Annotated in this window: 21 protein-coding genes; 9 read left to right on the forward strand and 12 right to left on the reverse strand. The window is 69.5% G+C overall.

The window, feature by feature from the left end:
- Positions 1-76: 76 nt before the first annotated feature.
- Positions 77-817, reverse strand: coding sequence for a DUF4245 domain-containing protein (locus ABEA87_RS11945; RefSeq protein WP_345628843.1), 741 nt, complete (start codon positions 815-817; stop codon positions 77-79).
- A gap of 49 nt (positions 818-866) precedes the next feature.
- On the opposite strand from ABEA87_RS11945, the gene glpX reads away from it, so the two are divergent.
- The 3 genes from glpX (at position 867) to ABEA87_RS11960 (ending at position 3,757) form a co-directional block, all read left to right on the forward strand.
- Positions 867-1,892 carry a class II fructose-bisphosphatase gene (gene glpX / locus ABEA87_RS11950; RefSeq protein WP_345628845.1) on the forward strand — a complete coding sequence of 342 codons (1,026 nt, stop codon included), beginning with the start codon at positions 867-869 and terminating at the stop codon, positions 1,890-1,892.
- Between the two features lie 41 nt (positions 1,893-1,933).
- Positions 1,934-2,950 carry a DMT family transporter gene (locus ABEA87_RS11955; RefSeq protein ID WP_345628847.1) on the forward strand — a complete coding sequence of 339 codons (1,017 nt, stop codon included), beginning with the start codon at positions 1,934-1,936 and terminating at the stop codon, positions 2,948-2,950.
- A gap of 102 nt (positions 2,951-3,052) precedes the next feature.
- A complete protein-coding gene (locus ABEA87_RS11960) occupies positions 3,053-3,757 on the forward strand; it encodes a TetR/AcrR family transcriptional regulator (RefSeq protein WP_345628848.1) in 705 nt (234 codons plus the stop codon).
- Between the two features lie 31 nt (positions 3,758-3,788).
- On the opposite strand, the gene ABEA87_RS11965 is transcribed toward ABEA87_RS11960, so the two are convergent.
- From ABEA87_RS11965 to ABEA87_RS11990, 6 genes are all read right to left on the reverse strand, one after another.
- Positions 3,789-4,757, reverse strand: coding sequence for an NAD(P)/FAD-dependent oxidoreductase (locus ABEA87_RS11965; protein ID WP_345628849.1), 969 nt, complete (start codon positions 4,755-4,757; stop codon positions 3,789-3,791).
- Positions 4,758-4,997: 240 nt separating this feature from the next.
- Complete coding sequence (locus ABEA87_RS11970) at positions 4,998-5,687, reverse strand: rhomboid family intramembrane serine protease (protein ID WP_425570842.1); 690 nt, start codon at positions 5,685-5,687, stop codon at positions 4,998-5,000.
- A 43-nt stretch (positions 5,688-5,730) separates the two neighbouring features.
- A complete protein-coding gene (locus ABEA87_RS11975) occupies positions 5,731-6,420 on the reverse strand; it encodes an aggregation-promoting factor C-terminal-like domain-containing protein (protein WP_345628850.1) in 690 nt (229 codons plus the stop codon).
- Between the two features lie 235 nt (positions 6,421-6,655).
- Positions 6,656-7,975, reverse strand: coding sequence for a PhoH family protein (locus ABEA87_RS11980; protein WP_345628852.1), 1,320 nt, complete (start codon positions 7,973-7,975; stop codon positions 6,656-6,658).
- A 568-nt stretch (positions 7,976-8,543) separates the two neighbouring features.
- Positions 8,544-8,837: a hypothetical protein gene (locus tag ABEA87_RS11985; protein ID WP_345628854.1), complete on the reverse strand. Its 294-nt coding sequence runs from the start codon at positions 8,835-8,837 to the stop codon at positions 8,544-8,546.
- Positions 8,834-9,166, reverse strand: a complete 333-nt coding sequence (locus ABEA87_RS11990; RefSeq protein ID WP_345628856.1) for a hypothetical protein — start codon at positions 9,164-9,166, stop codon at positions 8,834-8,836. The genes ABEA87_RS11985 and ABEA87_RS11990 overlap by 4 nt, the downstream gene beginning before the upstream one ends.
- Before the next feature lie 368 nt (positions 9,167-9,534).
- Between ABEA87_RS11990 and ABEA87_RS11995 the strand changes: the two genes are divergently transcribed.
- Together ABEA87_RS11995 and ABEA87_RS12000 are read left to right on the forward strand one after the other, a co-directional pair.
- Positions 9,535-9,972, forward strand: a complete 438-nt coding sequence (locus ABEA87_RS11995; RefSeq protein WP_425570844.1) for a helix-turn-helix domain-containing protein — start codon at positions 9,535-9,537, stop codon at positions 9,970-9,972.
- Positions 9,973-10,127: 155 nt separating this feature from the next.
- Positions 10,128-10,496: a hypothetical protein gene (locus ABEA87_RS12000; RefSeq protein WP_345628858.1), complete on the forward strand. Its 369-nt coding sequence runs from the start codon at positions 10,128-10,130 to the stop codon at positions 10,494-10,496.
- Between the two features lie 73 nt (positions 10,497-10,569).
- Here ABEA87_RS12000 and ABEA87_RS12005 read toward each other — a convergent pair whose 3' ends face one another.
- Both ABEA87_RS12005 and ABEA87_RS12010 read right to left on the reverse strand, forming a co-directional pair.
- The gene (locus tag ABEA87_RS12005; protein WP_345628860.1) at positions 10,570-11,340 is read right to left on the reverse strand and encodes an isoprenyl transferase; all 771 of its coding nucleotides are present in this window, start codon (positions 11,338-11,340) and stop codon (positions 10,570-10,572) included.
- A gap of 115 nt (positions 11,341-11,455) precedes the next feature.
- Positions 11,456-13,288, reverse strand: coding sequence for a phosphoenolpyruvate carboxykinase (GTP) (locus tag ABEA87_RS12010; RefSeq protein ID WP_345628861.1), 1,833 nt, complete (start codon positions 13,286-13,288; stop codon positions 11,456-11,458).
- 388 nt (positions 13,289-13,676) lie between these two features.
- On the opposite strand from ABEA87_RS12010, the gene ABEA87_RS12015 reads away from it, so the two are divergent.
- The 3 genes from ABEA87_RS12015 to ABEA87_RS12025 are packed head-to-tail and all read left to right on the forward strand — an operon-like array spanning position 13,677 to position 15,352.
- A complete protein-coding gene (locus ABEA87_RS12015; protein WP_345628863.1) occupies positions 13,677-14,195 on the forward strand; it encodes a GtrA family protein in 519 nt (172 codons plus the stop codon).
- Between the two features lie 30 nt (positions 14,196-14,225).
- Entirely contained in the window at positions 14,226-14,858 is a 633-nt protein-coding gene (locus ABEA87_RS12020) for a GtrA family protein (RefSeq protein ID WP_345628865.1), read from the forward strand.
- The gene (locus ABEA87_RS12025; protein ID WP_345628867.1) at positions 14,855-15,352 is read left to right on the forward strand and encodes a MaoC/PaaZ C-terminal domain-containing protein; all 498 of its coding nucleotides are present in this window, start codon (positions 14,855-14,857) and stop codon (positions 15,350-15,352) included. The genes ABEA87_RS12020 and ABEA87_RS12025 overlap by 4 nt, the downstream gene beginning before the upstream one ends.
- A gap of 182 nt (positions 15,353-15,534) precedes the next feature.
- On the opposite strand, the gene ABEA87_RS12030 is transcribed toward ABEA87_RS12025, so the two are convergent.
- Positions 15,535-16,110, reverse strand: coding sequence for a PH domain-containing protein (locus ABEA87_RS12030; RefSeq protein ID WP_345628868.1), 576 nt, complete (start codon positions 16,108-16,110; stop codon positions 15,535-15,537).
- A gap of 70 nt (positions 16,111-16,180) precedes the next feature.
- Positions 16,181-17,002 carry a biotin--[acetyl-CoA-carboxylase] ligase gene (locus tag ABEA87_RS12035; RefSeq protein WP_345628869.1) on the reverse strand — a complete coding sequence of 274 codons (822 nt, stop codon included), beginning with the start codon at positions 17,000-17,002 and terminating at the stop codon, positions 16,181-16,183.
- Positions 17,003-17,145: 143 nt separating this feature from the next.
- Between ABEA87_RS12035 and ABEA87_RS12040 the strand changes: the two genes are divergently transcribed.
- Complete coding sequence (locus ABEA87_RS12040; protein ID WP_345628871.1) at positions 17,146-18,732, forward strand: acyl-CoA carboxylase subunit beta; 1,587 nt, start codon at positions 17,146-17,148, stop codon at positions 18,730-18,732.
- Between the two features lie 146 nt (positions 18,733-18,878).
- Here ABEA87_RS12040 and ABEA87_RS12045 read toward each other — a convergent pair whose 3' ends face one another.
- Positions 18,879-19,604 (reverse strand): M50 family metallopeptidase, encoded by a 726-nt coding sequence (locus ABEA87_RS12045; protein WP_345628873.1) that lies wholly within the window; start codon positions 19,602-19,604, stop codon positions 18,879-18,881.
- Between the last annotated feature and the right edge of the window lie 12 nt (positions 19,605-19,616).

Genomic DNA, 19,616 nt, shown 5'->3' on the forward strand with positions numbered 1-19,616 from the left:
TGTCCACACGCTCCGTATGGATCAAGGACTTGCTAATCCGGAGAGTACCCAGTCGCCGCAAAATCAATACCTTCGATCAGTGCAGCGCGGCGGCCAGGGCGTGCAGGTCGGTGAAGGACGCGGTACCGCTGATGATGGTGGTCTGGCCGTCGTTGGCCAACACCAGCGCTCGGGAGTTGTTGCTGGCGATCGGGTACTGACGCCACGTCCTGCCGTCGATGACCTCCAGGTTGCCCGGCCGCGCCGAGCCACCCAACTCGTCCGCGAGCAGCGCGTTCACCGGTCGGTCGCTCTCCACCAGCTGCGCCCCGGTCTTCGCCGGCGGCACGTATGACACCCGCAGCACCCAGCCGTCGGAGACCTTGCCGAAGGTGGCGCTGATCGGTGTCCACTTGCCGGGCAGGCTGGTCGGCTCGAGGACCGGGAACGGTGCGTCGTGCTTGGCGTTCGCATACTCCTGCGCGGCGTCGACCGCGATCGGAGCGTCACCGGCGAAGAACACCCGGTACACGCCGAGCAGCACGAAGATCGGAATGATCAGGACGGCGATGGACAGCGCCATGTCCCGCGCCGACCTACCGCCGGCGGCGGGGCGCGCCGCCGGCCGGGCCGGGGCGTCCACGGTTTCCACGTCTCCATGGTGGCCGACGCCGCCGGACGGGCGCCACCCGGGTACCGACCCGGGCTGCCGACCGCCGTTCGGGAGCGCGACGGGCCGGCCCGCGGCGGGCGTCCGGCCGGCGTTCGGGGGGTCGCCGGAGGGCGCGAGCAGCGCCGCTGCCTGGTCGATCTGCTGACCCGAACGAGCGTTAGCCATCTGGGCATGTCAGGATCAAGAGACCGCGACTATGACGAGGTGGCCGATAATGACCGGACAAAATCCCCGTACTCCGCAGGAGCTCGACCGCAACCTGGCTCTCGAGCTGGTCCGGGTGACCGAGGCCGCAGCGTTGTCCGCTGGCCGGTGGGTCGGCCGGGGCGACAAGGAGGGCGGCGACGGTGCCGCCGTCGACGCGATGCGAAAGCTGATCAACTCCATCTCGATGCGCGGCGTCGTGGTGATCGGCGAGGGCGAGAAGGACAACGCCCCGATGCTGTTCAACGGGGAGCACGTGGGCGACGGGACCGGCCCGGAGGTCGACGTCGCGGTCGACCCGATCGACGGCACCACCCTGATGAGCAAGGGCATGCCCAACGCCCTGGCGGTGCTCGCGGTCGCCGAGCGCGGCGCGATGTTCGACCCGAGCGCGGTCTTCTACATGGAGAAGCTGGCCGTCGGCCCCGACTGCGCCGATGTGATCGACATCAACGCGGGTGTCACCGAGAATCTGCGCCGGATCGCGCAGGTCAAGAAGTCCAGCGTGTCCGATGTCACGGTGTGCATCCTGGACCGCCCCCGGCACGCCCAGCTCATCGAGGAGGTACGCGAGGCCGGAGCCCGGATCCGGTTCATCTCCGACGGTGACATCGCCGGCGCGATCAGCGCCGCCCGGGAGGGTTCGGAGACCGACGTCCTGATGGGCATCGGCGGTACCCCGGAGGGGATCACCGCCGCGTGCGCCCTGAAGTGCACCGGCGGCGCCATTCAGGCCAAGCTGTGGCCGCGCGACGACGCCGAGCGGGAAAAGGCGCTGGCCGCCGGGCACGACCTGGACCGGGTGCTCACCACCGACGATCTGGTCACCGGTGACAACTGCTTCTTCGTGGCGACCGGGGTGACCTCGGGCGACCTGCTGCGCGGAGTCCGGTACCGGTCCGGCGGGGCGTACACGCAATCGATCGTGATGCGCTCCAAGAGCGGCACGATCCGGATGATCGATTCCTACCACCGGCTGGAGAAGCTGGCGCAGTACTCGGTCGTGGACTTCGACGCGCGGGCGTACAAGGCCTGACTCCCCTCCCGCCCGGCGCCGCCCGGGCGAGGATAGGGGTGATGCGCCCGCTTGGCCCCGTTTCCACCCGTCCCAGCCACCGGCCACGGGTTGGTCATCGCGTGGCCGGGTGCGGGCTGGCCGCGATCGGCGGCGCCACGCAGGCCGTGCGGTCCCGGCTCAACGGGGAATTCGGCTCCCGCCTGCACGACGGCGTCGCCACGGCCGGGGTCACCTTCGCCGTCGGGTTGGCCGTGACCGGCGGGCTGATCACCTCTCGGCCCGGCGCGCGCCGCGCCTCGGCCCGGGTGCGGGACGGCCTGCGCGGGGGCGCCCTGAGGCCCTGGCAGTGCCTGGGTGGGCTCGGCGGCGCGCTGCTCGTCTCCGCACAGAGCATCACGGTGGCGGCGCTCGGGGTGACCGTCTTCTCCGTCGCGGTGGTCGCCGGACAGACCCTGTCGAGCCTGCTCGTCGACCGGCTGGGGACGGGCCCGACACCGCCGCAGCCGCTGACCGCGCCCCGCGCCGTGGGCGCGGCCCTGGCGATCGCGGCGGTGCTCGTGGCGGCCGGCGGCCGGCTGTACGACGGCTCGGTGGTGGGCCCGACCGTCCTGTCGGCGGTGGCCGGGCTGAGCGTCGCCTGGCAGCAGGGGTTCAACGGCCGGGTCCGGGCGACCAGCGACAGTGCGCTGGCCACGACCGGGGTCAACTTCGCGATCGGCACGGCCGCGCTGATGGTGGCGGTCGCCGTGGACATCGGGGTACGGGGGCTGCCCGCCGGTACCCTGCCCAGCCAGCCCTGGCTCTACCCGCCCGGGGTCATCGGCGCGTTCTACATCGGCGTCAGCGCGATGGTGGTGCGGTACACCGGCGTCCTGCTGCTGGGCCTGTCGCTGACGTCGGGGCAGATGGTCAGCGCGCTCATCCTCGACTCGGTGGCCCCGGAGCCGGGCAGCACCGTCGGGGCCACGCTCGTGATCGGCATCGCGCTGGCCCTGCTTGCCATCTTCATCGCCTCGTCCCGGGTTCCGCATCCGTGGCCCCGTCGCGAGCGGGCCGCCGGCGCGGCCGGCCAGTAGGGTCCGGGATCACCTGCCCTGTAAGAGAGCAGTGCTCTCGCATCAGTGATGCCTCGCACCGCTCCGAGTCGAGAGCAGTGCTCTCGTTGTAGGCTCACGGTCATGACGATCGGTGGCGAGCATCCGGCACGAGGCCTGCGGGCCAGGGTCCGCACCGAGATGGTAGAAGAAATCAAGGCGACGGCCCGTCGACACCTGGCCGCCGAGGGAGCGAACCTGTCGCTGCGCGCGGTCGCCCGCGACCTGGGCATGGTCTCCTCTGCCGTGTACCGGTATTTCCCCAGCAGGGACGCGCTGCTCACCGCGCTCGTCGCCGATGCCCATGACGCGCTCGGCCAGGCCGTCGAGCGCGCCGAGGCGGCGGTGCCGCGACGCGACCTGCGAGGGCGCTGGCTGGCCAGCTGCCACGCCGTCCGGGCCTGGGCGCTGGACCACCCCGCGGAGTACGCGCTCATCTACGGCAGCCCGGTGCCGGGCTACGCCGCGCCTGTCGACATGGTCGGTCCGGCCGGCCGCATCCCGGCGGTGCTCGCCTCCATCCTGCGCGACGCGGTCGCGGCCGGCGTGGTGCGCACCGCGGGCGAGCGGCTGCCCAAGACGCTACGCGCGGACCTGCGGCGGATGGGTGCCGATCCGCGGTTCGCGGACCTCCCCGAGCCGGTGCTGGCGCGCGGCATGACCGGGTGGATCCAGCTGCTCGGGGCGGTCAGCTTCGAAGTCTTCGGCCGGCTCGAAGCGCTCATCGAGGACGCCGGGGCGTTCTTCGACCAGCAGTTGCGGACGATGGCCGCACAGCTCGGCCTGTGAGCCCTTACCGGCGATCCCGGCGCCGCCTGGATCAGCCGTTGTCCGAGGAGTGGCCCGGGAACAAATGGGCCGCGGGATCGATGGCAACCGCGGCGTTGTTGACCGCGGTGGCCGCCTCGCCGAAGCCCACCGCGATCAGGCGCACCTTGCCCGGGTATTCGGAGATGTCGCCCGCGGCGAACACGCGCGGCAGGTTCGTGGCCATCTTGGTGTCCACCAGGATGTGCCGCCGGTCCAGGTCGAGCCCCCACTCGGCGAGCGGGCCCAGGTCCGCGGTGAAGCCCAGCGCCGCCACCACCGTGTCGGCCGGCAGCACCCTCGGCTCCTGGCCACGCACCAGCACCTCAGCCCCGTCGATTTCACCGTCGCCGTGGATCTGGGTGACCTCGGCGTTGACGAGAATCTCCACGGGCAGGGCCTGAACCTTGGTGATCGTGCCGGCGTGCGCGCGGAACTTCTCCCGCCGGTGCACCATGGTGACCGACTTGGCGATCGGGTGCAGGGACAACGCCCAGTCGAACGCGGAGTCGCCGCCGCCGACAATCACCACGTTGTGCCCGGCGAGGTCGTCCAGGTGCGGCACGAAGTAGACCAGGCCGGTGCCGGTGAACGCCTCGGCCGCCGGCAGCGGGCGCGCGGTGAAGCTGCCCAGCCCGCCCGTGATCAGGACTGCTCCACATTGGAGGCTGCTGCCGTCGGACAGCGCGAGCACCGGCTTCTCGTCCTCATAGGACAGACCCTCGGCACGCACCCCGAGCATGTACTGGGGGTCGAACGGGGCCGCCTGCTCGACGAGATTGGCGACCAGATCGCGGCCACGGATGACCGGGAAGCCGGCGACGTCGTAAATCTGCTTCTCCGGGTACATCGCGGTGACCTGGCCGCCCGCCTCGGGCAGCGCATCGATCAGCGCAATCGACAGACCACGGAATCCGGCATAATACGCCGCGTAGAGCCCCGTCGGACCTGCCCCGACAATCGCCACATCGACCTGGCGCACTCGTTCACCACCGTCCGTCCAGTCGCTGAGAGGGACCATACGGTCACCAGCCGGCTTGAGCAACAGGTTCTCAGGCTCAGATCCCCCGTGTGGGGGGACCTGATCCGCCGGCCGTGTGATCTGAGCCTGAACCCTGGCGGGTCGGCGACCCCGGTGGCATGATCCGGCCCGGCTCACGCCTCGCGATGGCGAGCGCCAGCGCCCCGGAGGCGCCGATCCGGGTGCGGCGTGTGGGGCCGGTCAGTCCAGGCTGGGCAGGTCGAGGGTCGGATTGACCAACGGCTCGGGCTCCCTCGGGGTGACCGGCCGGGGCCGTCGCCGGCGGAACAGGATGGCCGCGATGACCCCGCCGATGAGGCCGAACAGGTGCGCCTGCCAGGAGACCTGCTCGTTGGTGGGCGTAATGTCCCCGAAGATCTGTGTGCCGTACAACAGGCCGATCAGCAGCCCCACGGCGATGCCCCACCAACTGCGCTCCACGATCCCGCGCACCAGCAGGAACCCGATGTATCCCAGGATGACACCGCTGGCGCCGACCACCCGGGTGTTCGGCGACCCGATGAACCACACGCCCAGGCCGCTGACCAACGCGATCAGCACCGTCACGCCGAGGAACCGCTTGACCCCGATGGCCAGCGCGAAGGTGCCGGTCAGCAGCAACGGGACCGCGTTGGAGTAGAAGTGCGCGAAGCTCGCGTGCAGGAACGGCGCGAAGACGATGCCGTCGATGCCGTCCAGCGAGTGCGGGTGAATCCCGCCGAGCGCGTTGAGCCGGTTGCCGTCAGCGTGGTTGAGCACCTCGATCAGGAACAGCCCGACGACCACGCCGCACATGGCGACGAATGCCTTGCCGAGCGCGGCGTAGAAGGCGACCGTGCCGAAGCTGTTCGGATCCGACTCGGGGTCGGGCACCGGTGGGTTCAGGCTCACGTATCCACTGGTAGCAGACGGGGGCCAGACCCCGCCACCACCGTCAGTAGAAGCCGTGGGCCTGCCAGAAGGACCAGGCACCGCACGGCGTGCTGTAGCGGCCCTTGATGTAGCTGAGCCCCCACTTGATCTGCGGCACCGGATCGGTCAGGTAGTCCGAACCGTAGGACGCCATCTTGTTGCCGGGCAGCGCCTGCGGGATGCCGTACGCACCCGAACTCGCCTTCGCGGTGGTGCGCCAGCCGCTCTCCTTGTTCCACATGTTGACCAGACAGGGCATCTGGTCGAGCCCGAACCCCGCGTCGAGCAGCAGCCCACAGCCGATGCCCTGGTTGCCGCTGTACTGGGAGCACGACGACGGCACCTTGTAGTGCGTTGGGGTCGGGGTGGGGGTCGGGGTCGCGCGGAGCTTGGAGCGGCTGGCCTCCTGCTCCTGGCGGGTCGCGTCGTCGGCCGCCTTGGCCTGCCCGGCGGCGGTCTGGGCGGCGGCGTTCGCCTTGGCCTGGGCGTCGGCCTGCGCGGCGCGCTGGGGTGCGCCGAGCCGCCACGCCTCGCTGCGCGCCATCGCCAGCTGCTGGATCTCGTCAGACTCCGTCATCGCGGCGGCGCTCGCGGCCATCCGCTTGTCCTGGTCCCGTCGGTCGGAGCTCAGCAGGAACCCACCGGTCAGACCGAGAACCAGCAGCCCAATGGCGAGCACCCGCATCCCGAACCGGCTGCACAGCCGACTCACGAATGTTCCCTTCGTCGGGGACAAGGACCGGCGCGCTCACCTTCCTTCGCATGTCCGGCGAGCCGGGCGCCTTGAACGCCTTCCGCCAGATCAGCGGAATGGGCCTTTGGTGCCACTCTGGCACCATCAGTCACAGGCGTTCCAGGGACCACACTAGGACCAGCAAGGCGCCCGGCGTCTGCCGAAGGGCGGTAAATTGTGATTTGGATCACGCGACAAAGCCGCGCAAAACACCCTAATTCGGAGTTTCCTCCAGGAGATCGGTGACCACCTCGGCGATCGGGGACCGCTCCGAACGGGTAAGGGTCACGTGCGCGAACAGCGGGTGGCCCTTGAGCGCCTCGATCACCGCCACGACGCCGTCGTGGCGGCCGACCCGGAGGTTGTCCCGCTGCGCCACGTCGTGGGTGAGCACGACTCGCGACCCGGTTCCGATCCGGGACAGCACCGTCAGCAGCACGCCCCGCTCCAGCGACTGCGCCTCGTCCACGATCACGAAGGCGTCGTGCAGGCTGCGGCCCCGGATGTGGGTCAGCGGCAGCACCTCCAGCATGCCGCGGGACAAGACCTCGTCCAGCACGTTGTCGTGGACCAGCGCGCCGAGCGTGTCGAACACCGCCTGAGCCCAGGGCGACATCTTCTCGGCCTCGGACCCGGGCAGGTACCCCAGCTCCTGGCCGCCCACCGCGTACAGCGGGCGGAAGACGATCACCTTCTTGTGCCTGCGCCGCTCCATCACCTGCTCCAGGCCGGCGCACAGGGCCAGCGCGGACTTGCCGGTCCCGGCCCGGCCGCCCAGGGAGACGATCCCGATCGACTCGTCCAGCAGGAGGTCCAGAGCGATGCGCTGCTCCGCCGACCGGCCGTGCAGCCCGAACGCCTCCCGGTCGCCGCGGACCAGCCGCACCGTCTTGTCGGGTAGGACCCGACCCAGGGCCGAACCGCTGGTGGAGTGCAGCACCAGCCCGGTGTGGGTCGGCAGGCCGGAGGCCTGGTCCAGATCGAGGGTCTCGCCGGCGTAGAGGGCGCTGATCTGGGCCTCGCCGAGATCCAGCTCGGCCATGCCGGTCCAGGTCGGGTCGCTGGCCTGACCGTACCGGTACTCGTCCGCGGCAAGCCCTACCGAGGCGGCCTTGACCCGCAGCGGCATGTCCTTGCTGACCAGCACAACGTCCTTGCCTTCCGCGGACAGCGCCAGGGCCACGGACAGGATCCGGGTGTCGTTGGCGTCGTTGCGGAAGCCCGGCGGCAACACGCTCGGGTCGGCGTGATTCAGCTCTACCCGCAACGTGCCGCCGACCTCGTTGGCCGGGATCGGCTCGTCCAGCCGGCCGTGCTGGATCCGCAGGTCGTCGAGCAGCCGCAGGGACTGCCTGGCGAAGTAGCCGAGTTCCGGATGGTGCCGCTTGCCCTCCAACTCGGAGATCACCACAAGCGGGAGGATCACCTCGTGCTCGGCGAAGCGCAGAAACGCTGCCGGGTCGGCGAGGAGGACCGAGGTGTCCAGGACGTAGGTGCGGGGCGCGGCCTTGCGAGTGTTACGACGAGTGGTCACAGGCTGCTCCGGCGAGCGGCACCCCCGCTCACGACTACGCACGTCCGGTGCCCGGTGGCACGAGATCGGGTGCGAGACCTCGTGGCTTTGGGTAGAGCGGTCCGGGCCTGCCGGTTGGCCCGGGAAGCCCCCGATGCCATGACTAGAAGCTAACGGCCCGCCGCCAACTGTGCCAGTGTCTTCCGGCTCTGGTGAGGCGCATTACTCGATGGCGAAGGGGTCCAGATGGCAATCGCGGCACGGAAAGGGACACCTCTCCGACGCCTCTTCGCGCCGGCCCGGTACGGGCCGCCGGCGGCGGTCAGGGACCGCGACCGCCCGCGCGGGCAGCGTCCGGGCGCGGCGGGACCCTCCGTTGGCGGCCGGGCCCGGTGGGCTCGTCGGCCGGTGAATTGGGCGCGGGTTGAAGGGGCGCCCGGCGGGTGTTCCCGTCCCCGCCGGGCGCCCCGGCATCTGTATCGCGGCAGCCGGGCCGGGTCCGGCCATGGCTCGCGGTTACCGGTGCCGGTCCGGTCCGCGTGCCGATCCGCGATCGCAGCCGATATCTAGGGATCGGCGGCGTAGATGCTCACGCGTCAGGACGCTGGGCGTGCCGCCCGACGCCAGACGCGCTGGTGTAAGTCGTGCCGGGTCGGACGATCGAGAACGTGTCCGTCCGCCCCTTGCTGGTCAGTGCGGCGCTCACGGCGACCTGCGCCTCCCGGCGGCGCCGGTTCCAGCAGGCCCGGTCACCGTCGAAGTACCCCTGCCGGTACCCGAAGCGGTACCCGAACCGGTAGCCCACCCGGGCGTGCAGCCTGCCCGCCGCGTACGTCGACGACCCGAGCAGCAAAATGAGGAACAGCGCCGCGCCTGGACTCATGGCGTCACTCCGGGTTCGTCGTCGAGCAGCATGCGCAGGTCACCGGTGTCCACATCCTCGATCAGTTCGATCGCGATGCGGCAGCCGCCCTGGACTATCTCCGCGACCGAGGAGCGGCGCACCACGCCCTCCGCCTCGTACACGCGGATCGTCAGGTCCGGGCAGCCGAGATGGATGCGCCACGCGTCCCACTCGCTGCGCTCACCCACGCTGATGGACAGGTACCGGCAGCCTCGAGCCAGGTAGAGCCGCCACGGTGCGACGAGGCCAGCCGCCACGCCGTCGGCGACGAGGCTGAATGCCTCGGTACGACTTGCGATTTCGGTCATCCGCACACCCCGGTTACCTCCCAGCCTCCGGGTCCCGCCTGGGGCGCCGACGCTGCGGCGAATGCGTGATCCGGTTTCCTTTGTCGGCCCGAACTGCAGCACTTCGTTGCCCCTTGACGCGTCGAGGTGACTACTCTGGCCGCCGACTGTCCCGGGTACGTGACACACGTTACGGCGTCACGTCCGCGTTACAGCATCATCCGTTCGGCTTATTCCATTCAACCATTCGGGCCCGGTACCTTGAGCGGGTGCATCCCCTCTATTTCAGGAAATCAGACCCGCCCGACCGCTACGGCGACACGTCTCACCCACGTGACAATATGCGTCCACGAGGCGGTCAGGTGAACGGCGGCACGTACCTTGGCCGCGTGCGTGACACCCCCAGCCGCCACCAGGCGTTCGCCACCTTCGTGCGCAAGTCCCTATCGGACGCGCGCAGCACTCGAGCCTGGAACGGCTCCGAGGTCGCGCGCCGCACCGGGATCTCCCGCCAGACCATCAATCGATGGGTACGTGGCGACTGGAGTAACGATCCCGAGCCCGCCCGGGTAGTGGCATTCTGCGAGGGTCTCGGGATCAATCCGACGATCGCGTTCGGCATCCTCGGCTGGGACCGGTCCGCGCCGACCCGACCGGCGCCCGCGGCGCCGCCGATGGACCCCGACGTGGAGGCGTTGCTGCGCAGGCTCGTCGATCCGACGGTCTCGGAGTCCGAAAAGTACCATATTCGGGAAACAATCCGATATCTCGCCTATCGTCCGTCGATCCCGGACGATCAGCGCAAGGGGCAACGGCGCGCCGGCTGAGATCTGCAAATGGCGAAAGAACTCCCTGAAATCGCAATCTTCCGCCACACCTGAGTACCGGTGCGGTTTACCTTCCGTCAGGGGCGCCAAATCAGCGTCATGCCAGGTGGGGGCTAGTGCGAGCGTGGTTCCGCGCTCGCACCAAAGGAGACGCGATGATCGGCTTCAAATGGGCCAGCATACTGACCGCGGTCCTGACGGCCGCGCTGGACGCGCTGGCGAACTTGCTGTTGGCCACGCTCACCACACACTCGGTCCCCGAGGTGGTGAACCTGTTCGCGGTCGCCTGCGCGACCGTGGCCGCCGTCGTGGCGATCGTCTCGCACGCGTACGGCCGGGTGGAAGCCAAGATCGATCTGATCATCGAGCTGGTGGTCGGCCGATTCGACGAGTTGGAGACCCGGATCGGGGACCGCAACAGCGGCTTCGTCGAGGGGTACATGCTCAGCCGCGGGCCGGAGGCCTCGGTGGTGCCGCTGGCACCGCGAGGCGTACGCCGCGCCGCGGGCAGCCAGGACGACTGACCAGCCCGGCCTCAGTCCCGACCCGGTCCGGGCCGCCGCGCTGTGACGGCGGCCGGGACCGGCCGAGGTGCCGTCAGGCGCCGAAGCGGCGCTGGCGGCTGGCGTACGAGCGCAGCGCCCGGAGGAAGTCGATGTGCCGGAAGTCCGGCCAGTTCATGTCGCAGAAGTAGAACTCGGAGTGCGCCGACTGCCACAGCAGGAAGCCGGACAGCCGCTGCTCCCCGCTGGTCCGGATGACCAGGTCCGGGTCCGGCTGGCCCTTGGTGTAGAGGTGCTCGGCGATGTGTTCGACGTCGAGGACCTCGGCCAGCTCCTCGAGCGTCCCGCCCGCCTTGGCGTGCTCGTGCAGCAGGGAGCGGACCGCGTCGGTGATCTCCCGCCGACCTCCGTAGCCCACCGCCGCGTTGACCGCCACGCCGCCGCTGCGGTCGGCCGTGGCCTCCTCGGCGGCCTTCAGGGCGGCCGCGGTGGACGACGGGAGGATGTCCAGCGCGCCGACCATGCGCAGGCGCCAGGGGTTGCCCTCGGCGGCCAGTTCGGTCACCAAGTCTTCGATGATTTGTAGTAGGGGATCGAGTTCGGCGGCCGGGCGTTGGAGGTTGTCGGTCGCCAACAGATAGAGGGTGACGTGCTTGATGCCGACTTCGTCACACCATCGAAGGACATCCCGAACCCGACGGGCACCGACTCGGTGGCCGTCGTTGGGATCGACATATCCCATTTCCTTCGCCCACCGCCGGTTGCCGTCGCACATCACTCCGACATGCCCCGGCCGGGGCTTTCCGACCAGCGACGCGGCGAGCCGTCGCTCGTACAACGAGTAGACCAGGTCTCGCAGGCTCACTACCGCAGCCTAGCCACACCGCGCCGAGCGACGGCGCGGGCGCCGCAACAGGTGAGCAACGAATAGCCGTACGGAGTACCGGGGCCGGCCAGACAGCGCCGGCCCCGCAGACCCATCACTCGATGCCCAGCCGGGCCTTCAGCGCGTCCAACTCGGACCACAGGACACCGGGCAGCTTGTCGCCAAACTTCTCAAACCACTCCGTCACCTGCGGAATCTCCGACCGCCACTCCTCGGCGTCGACGGCGAGCACGGCCGCTAGGTCGGCCTCGGACAGGTCGAGCCCGGACACGTCGAGCGAACTGGACGCCGGTACGAACCCGACCGGTGTCTCGACCGCGTCGGCCGTCCCGTTCAGCCGCTCGACGACCCACTTGAGAACCCGCGAGTTCTCCCCGAAGCCCGGCCACAGGAACCGGCCGTCGTCGCCCCGCCGGAACCAGTTGACGTAAAAGATCTTCGGCAGCTTGTCCGGGTCGCCCTCGGCACCCTTGCCCATCTCGATCCAGTGGCGCAGGTAGTCGCCCGCGTTGTACCCGATGAACGGCAGCATGGCCATCGGGTCGCGGCGCACCACGCCGACCTTGCCGGCCGCCGCGGCCGTGGTCTCCGATGAGATCGTGGCGCCCAGGTAGACCCCGTGCGTCCAGTCGCGCGCCTGGGTCACCAGCGGAATGGTGGTCTTGCGCCGGCCACCGAACAGGATGGCGTCGATCGGTACGCCCTTGGGGTCCTCGTACTCGTTCGCGAGGATCGGGCACTGGCTGATCGGCGTGCAGAACCGCGAATTCGGGTGGCTGGCCGGCCGGTCGGACGTCGGGGTCCAGTCGTTGCCGTGCCAGTCGGTCAGGTGCGCCGGCGGCTCGCCCATCCCCTCCCACCAGACGTCGCCGTCGTCGGTGAGCGCGACGTTGGTGAAGATCGAGTTACCCCGGGCCAGCGTGCGCATGGCGTTCGGGTTGGTCTTCCAGTCCGTACCCGGAGCGACGCCGAACAGGCCGTACTCCGGGTTGACCGCGTAGAGCCGCCCGTCGGAGCCGAAGCGCATCCAGGCGATGTCGTCTCCGAGCGTCTCCACCGTCCAGCCGGGGATGGTCGGCTCGAGCATGGCCAGGTTCGTCTTGCCGCAGGCGGACGGGAACGCCGCCGCGATGTAACGCACGTCACCCTCGGGAGAGGTCAGCTTGAGGATGAGCATGTGCTCGGCCAGCCAGCCCTCGTCGCGGGCGATGGCGCTGGCGATGCGCAGCGAGTAGCACTTCTTCCCCAGCAACGAGTTCCCGCCGTAACCCGAGCCGTAGGACCAGATCTCTCGGGTTTCCGGGAAATGCGAGATGTATTTGGTGTCATTGCACGGCCAGAGCACGTCGGACTCGCCCGGGGCGAGCGGGGCGCCGACCGAGTGCAGGCACGCCACGAAGTCCGCGTCGTCGCCCATCTTGTCCAGCGCCTGCTGACCCATGCGGGTCATGACGCGCATCGAGGCGACCACATAGGCGGAGTCGGTGATCTCCACGCCGAACATCGGATTCTCGGCGGTCAGCGGGCCCATGCAGAACGGAATGACGTACATGGTGCGCCCGGTCATGCAGCCGCGGTACAGCTCGGTCATGGTGCGCTTCATTTCGGCCGGCGCCATCCAGTTGTTGGTGGGTCCGGCGTCCGCCTCGTCGACCGAGCAGATGAAGGTCCGCTCCTCGACCCGGGCCACGTCCGAGGGGTCGGTGCGGGACCAGAACGAGTTGGGCTTCAGGCTCGGGTTGAGCCGCACGAGCGTCCCGGCGTCGACGAGTTCGCCGGTCAGCCGCTCCCACTCCGGCGCTGAGCCGTCGCACCAGACCACCCGTTCGGGCGTGGTGAGTTCTGCGACCTCGCGTACCCAGGCGAGGAGCCGTGGATGAGATGTGGGGGCGGTATCCAAACCCGGGGTAACGGTCGGCGCGCTCATGACCATCTCCTCAATCATCGCGACGTTGCGAAGGGTGCCAAACGACCAATGTGGACTTGGCGGGGATCTGCTCAGCGTAAGCCCGATTGCGGTGGTCGGCATCGTGGGAGCTTGTGAAGAAATGCACAAGCGGGCAAGATTTTTCGTTCAAATGCGCGCTGCGGCGCGATTTTCGCTGGTACTACGCGCATTTGCGCATCGGCATTATCGTATCTACGAGATCCTGTTAACAGGCTCGGGCTTTCCTGAACGACTAATTAGCTAACCATTAGCGCTTACTGAGAGCAACAAATGGCCTCGATGGCGCCCGCGGAGTACGGCGACCGGAAATTGACCCGGATGCGCGGCCATGGAGTCCCCGGGCCGGGGACCCGGTAGGCTCTCCTGCGTGTCGGTACCGGCCACAACCTCGGCGACGGATCCGCCCCGGCCCAGCCAGCCGGGCACCCTGCGGGCTCGGCTCGATCGCCTCGTTCGTGAGGTCGGCAAGTTCGGGGTGGTCGGCGGCGCCTCATTCCTCGTGGACACCGCCCTCTACAACGTCCTGCTGGACCCGCTCGGCCCCTTCTGGGGCAAGGTGGGCTCCACGATCGTCTCGGCGACGCTCGCCTTCGTCGGCAACCGGTGGTGGACCTGGCGGCACCGCCAGCGCTCGGCGCTGCACCGGGAGTACGGGCTGTACTTCGCGTTCAACGTGGTCGGGCTGCTCATCGGCCTGGCCTGCCTGTGGCTTAGCCACAACGCGCTGGGTTCCGTGTGGCCCGGCGTCTTCCACACCCGGCTGGCCGACAACGTGTCCGCGCAGCTGGTCGGCACGGCCTTCGGGACGCTGTTCCGGTTCTGGGCCTACCGGCGGTTCGTCTTCCCCCATTCGGCCACCGGGCCGGAGACGGCGAGCCACGGTTAGCCCCCCAATGAGCTGGCGTAGGGTTTCTGGGTGCCACTTGCCCGCCCGCTGCCCGAGCGCCGCCGGCTCGCCCGCGAAGTCACGACGTACGGGATCGTCGCCATCATCAACACGGCGATCGACTTTGCGCTGTTCAACGGGCTGATTTCGCTCGGAGCGCTGAAGGCGAACAGCATCTCCACCATCGTGGCCACCACCACCTCGTTCCTGATGAACCGGCACTGGGTGTACCGCGACCGGCCCAAGACGGCGTTGCACCGCGAGTACACGATGTTCTTCGGGGTGAACCTGGTCGGACTGGTCATCCAGGAGGTCGTGCTGGCGGTGGCCGGGCTCGGCGTGCACGACATGTCGGCCAACCGGCTGCTGCTGAACCTGTTCAAGTGCCTGGGCGTCGCCGTGGCGATGATATTTCGATTCTGGGCATACCGGACATTTGTCTTCAGGCCTCACCCGAGGCCACCGGCGGACACCACCTCGTCCGGCGGTGCCGCGATCGGGGGCCACGAGGCACCGCCGGCCGTTTCCGGCCAGCGAGCGCCGGCGCCCAACTCGTTCGACGCGCTCACCGCGCCGCTGGAGATCGAGTTTGAGCTGCCCACCGATCTGACACCTACGCCGGAACTGGATGGCGACGCGTTGGGAGGCGCGGCCCTGTCATGACGCGCTCCGGCACCGGCCGGGAGGCCGATCTCTTCTACGAGGACCTCGCCCCGGGCCTGGTCTTCGACCTCGGGGTGGCCGACGTCAACGAGGGCGAGATGCTCGCCTTCGCGCGCCGGTTCGATCCGCAGTGGTACCACGTCGACGAGTCCCTCGCCGCGGAGAGCGCGTACGGCGCCGTGATCGCCAGCGGTTTCTACACGGTGAGCCTGTTCATGCGCGCCTACGTCGATCATGTACTCGACCGGGCCGCGGCAGCCGCGTCGCCCGGCATGGAGGAGCTGCGCTGGACCGCCCCGGTCTACGCCGGCGACCGGCTGGCGGTGCGCTTGGAGATCATCGACCGGGCCCCGTCCCGCGCCCGGCCGGGCTTCGGCACGGTCGTACTGGCGGCGACCATGACTCGGCTCGGAGCGGACGGCGAGCCCGAGGACGACGTGCTGCGCACCCGGTTCCGGGGCTGGTTCGCGCTGCGACCGCCCGCGACGCGGTAACCAGCGATACCACCTCGTACCGGTTCGCACCACTTCGCACCGATTCACGGCGGGGTGACCGCATCGTCAGCGATCCTGATCCGGTGCGATCCGGATCGACGATTCGAACGCGGTAGCCGGTGGCCGGTGGGCCGGGCCGGTGGTCGGGCCTCGGCCCGGCCCACCGGCCACCGGTGCGCGAGTCACTCGTCCCTGCCGCCCTTGCGCACCTTGGTCCGAGCGATGTCCTCGGCCAGCGCCTCCCGGTCGTCGTCGCCGAAGGTGTGCGAGTCGTGGTCCGCCTCGACCAGCTCGTACAGCCGGCTCTGCACCGGCTCCACGTGCGGGATCTCCTTCAGCACCACCTGGCCGCGCTCGCCGGCCGACTCGATGACCAGCGTGCCGCAGCCCAGCATCCGCTCGAAGAACGTGTGGTGGAACGACACGTCGTTGACCCGGCCGAGCGGGATGTCCCGACCGTTCCGGGAGAACACGCCCTCCCGCATGATGACCCGCTCGTTGGTGAACACGTAGTGAGTGGTCCGCCACTTCATCCAGGGCCAGACCGTCAGCCACAAAACCAGAATCAGACCGACAACACCCAGCACGACCAGGGCCACGCTGGACCAGCTCTCGTCGGGCAGGTAGAACCAAGCCGCACCGATGCCAATAATCACCACGACCAGCACCAGGACCGGCCGTACCATTGCCTTCCAGTGCGGGTGCAGGTGGATCTCGACGTGCTCGTCCTTGGTGAGCACACTCTCCGGGAATCCCACCACAACCTCCTTATAGACAGACGGATGTGACGGTAGCGGTATCCCGCTAATTTTTGGGTCAGGCAGACGCCTATCTCAGATGAACTATGTCCCCTGAAGCGACCGCTGTCACCTTCTGCTCGTCGTCGATCACCAGCAGTCGACCATCACCGTCCACATCGGAGGCCGTACCCGTCAGCGTGGCGCTCCCGGGCAGCATCACGCGTACCGGCGTGCCGAGCGTCGCGCACGCCGCCCGGTACGCGTCGCGCAGCCCGCACGCGTCGGCGTCCCCGGCCGCCTCGCGCCAGAGCCCGTACCAGTCGGCCAGTTCCCGGAGCACGGCGCGCAACAGCGGATCCCGGTCGGTGCAGGCGGAGCCGGCCAGCGTCAGGGAGATGGCATCCTCGCGGGGCAGTTCGTCGCTGCTCAACGTCACGTTGAGCCCCATGCCCACCACCACCGCGCCGTCCGACCCGGCCTCGGCGAGGATCCCGGCACACTTGCGGTCATCGATCAACAGATCATTGGGCCACTTGAGCAGCGCGTCCACCTCACCCAGCCGGCGCACCGACGCGGCCAGCGCGACGCCGGCGAGCAGCGGCAGCCACCCGTACCGCGCCCCCGGCACCGCCGGGCCGGGCCGCAGCAGCACGCTGACCGCGAGCCCCGCCCGCGGCGGAGACTCCCACCGCCGGCCCAGCCGGCCGCGCCCGGCGGTCTGCTGCTCCGCGACCACGACCAGGCCCTCGGCGGCGCCCTCCCGCGCGGCGCGGGCCACGTCGGCGTTGGTGGACTCGGTCCGGTCGACCACCTCCAGCGCGGACCACAGCCCGCCCGGCCTCACCAGCGCGCGGCGGAGGGCTGCGGCGGACAGCGGCGGACGGTCGAGTCTGGCGTACGGCGACGACACGCGACGACCCTACCCGGCAGCGCGGCCCGGTCGGGCGGTGACGCGGGCGAGCAACGCTCACCCCCTCCGGGCGGACCGGCCACCGGCAGTGATGTTCATCCTTGATCAAAACCATCGCGAGCGGGGCCGCTAGCATCGCCAGCATGACTGGGCAGCGCACCGAGATCGACATCCACACCACCGCCGGGAAGCTCGACGGGCTGCGCGAGCGGATCGATGAGGCGGTGCACGCCGGCTCGGCGCGCGCGGTGGAGAAGCAGCACGCTCGGGGCAAGAAGACCGCCCGCGAGCGGATCGACCTGATCTTGGATCCCGGCTCGTTCGTCGAGCTGGACGGGCTGGCCCGGCACCGATCGACCGCGTTCGACCTGCCGAACAGCCGCCCGTACGGCGACGGGGTGGTCACCGGGTACGGCACGGTCGACGGCCGCCCGGTGTGCATCTTCGCCCAGGACTTCACGGTCTTCGGCGGCTCGCTGGGCGAGGTGTTCGGCGAGAAGATCGTGAAGGTCATGGACCTGGCCATGAAGACCGGCTGCCCGGTGATCGGGATCAACGACTCCGGTGGCGCCCGGATCCAGGAGGGCGTGGTCTCCCTCGGCCTGTACGGCGAGATCTTCTTCCGCAACGTGCGCGCGTCCGGGGTGATCCCGCAGATTTCACTGGTCATGGGGCCCTGCGCGGGAGGCGCCGTCTACTCCCCCGCGGTCACCGACTTCACCGTGATGGTCGACCAGACCTCGCACATGTTCATCACCGGCCCCGACGTCATCAAGACCGTCACCGGCGAGGACGTCGGCTTCGAGGAGCTGGGCGGGGCACGCACCCACAACACGAAGTCGGGCAACGCGCACTACCTGGCCAGCGACGAGTCCGACGCGATCGACTACGTCAAGGCGTTGCTGTCCTACCTGCCGTCGAACAACATGGACGACGGCCCGGTCTACGAGGCGGACGCGGACCTGTCCATCTCCGCCGAGGACCTGGAGCTGGACACCCTCATCCCGGACTCGGCCAACCAGCCGTACGACGTGCACCGGGTGATCGAGCACGTGCTGGACGACGGCGAATTCCTGGAGGTCTCGCCGCTGTACGCGCAGAACATCGTGGTGGGCTTCGGCCGCGTCGAGGGGCGCCCGGTGGGTGTGGTGGCCAACCAGCCGATGCACTTCGCGGGCTGCCTGGACATCGCGGCGTCGGAGAAGGCGGCGCGGTTCGTGCGCACCTGCGACGCGTTCAACGTCCCGCTGCTCACGTTCGTCGACGTGCCCGGTTTCCTGCCCGGTACCGGGCAGGAGTGGGACGGGATCATCCGCCGTGGCGCGAAGCTGCTCTACGCGTACGCGGAGGCCACGGTACCGAAGGTCACCGTGATCACGCGCAAGGCGTACGGCGGCGCGTACGACGTGATGGGCTCCAAGCACCTCGGCGCGGACCTGAACTTCGCCTGGCCGACGGCGCAGATCGCGGTGATGGGCGCGCAGGGGGCGGTCAACATCCTGTACCGGTCGGAGCTGCGGGACGCGGACGATCCGGTGGAGCTGCGGGGTCAGCTGGTCGCGGAGTACGAGGACACGCTGGCGAACCCGTACATCGCCGCCGAGCGCGGGTACGTGGACTCGGTCATCGCCCCGTCGGCGACCCGGGTACAGATCGTGCGCGCACTGCGTACGCTGCGTACCAAGCGGGAGACGCTTCCGCCGAAGAAGCACGGCAACATCCCTCTGTGATCTTGTGGAGCCTTCGGTGGTCAAGCGAGACGCGGGAGGTGACCCGATGACATCCGCCTTCGTGCTGGAGAGGTCCGAGGCCTGGACCGAGCAGCAGTATTTCGAGCTCTCACGGAGCCGGTCCCCGTCGAACTCGACCCGCCGCGCTAACCCGCTGACCGCAGCAGGGGCTGGACCAGCAGGTACCCGCCCAGCACCAGGGCCGCCAGGTTCACCAGCCCGAACAACACCACCCAGAACAGCCCTGGCACCCGGGTGAGCCGGGCCAGCTGATCGGCGTCCGAGTCCGGCGCCTCGCCGCGCCTGCGCAGCCGCTGCAGTTCCCGGATGGGGCGTACCCCGCCGAACAGCAAGAACCAGGTGCCCGCGAAGGCGAACGCCGCCTGGGCCGCGGGCGACGCGAGCCAGGACACCACGAACACCAGCGCACCGACCACGAGCACCGCCAGCGCGCCGTACACGTTGCGGATCATCACCAGTACCGCCAGGAGCAGCACGAGGCTGATCCAGAGCAGCAGCGTGATCCGGCCCAGCCCGAGCAGCGCGGCGCCGGCCAGCCCGAGCAGCGACGGCGTGACGTACCCGGCGAACAGGGACAGCACCATTCCCGGCCCGTGCGATTTGCCCCTGGAGACCGTAAGGCCCGATGTATCCGAGTGCAGCCTGATGCCCTGCAGCCGCCGGCCGCACAGGACGCCGACCAGGGCGTGACCGCCCTCGTGAGCGATGGTCACCGCGTTGCGGGACAAGGTCCACGCCTGGCGCGGCACGACCACCAGCAGGGCCACGATGCCGGTCACCACGACCAGCAGGTGCGGCGGGTCGGGCTGGGTGCTGAGGACGCGGTGCCAGAGATCGCTGAGGGTGTTCACCGCGACAGGTTA

Source organism: Rugosimonospora acidiphila (assembly GCF_039543385.1).
GTDB lineage: Bacteria > Actinomycetota > Actinomycetes > Mycobacteriales > Micromonosporaceae > Rugosimonospora > Rugosimonospora acidiphila.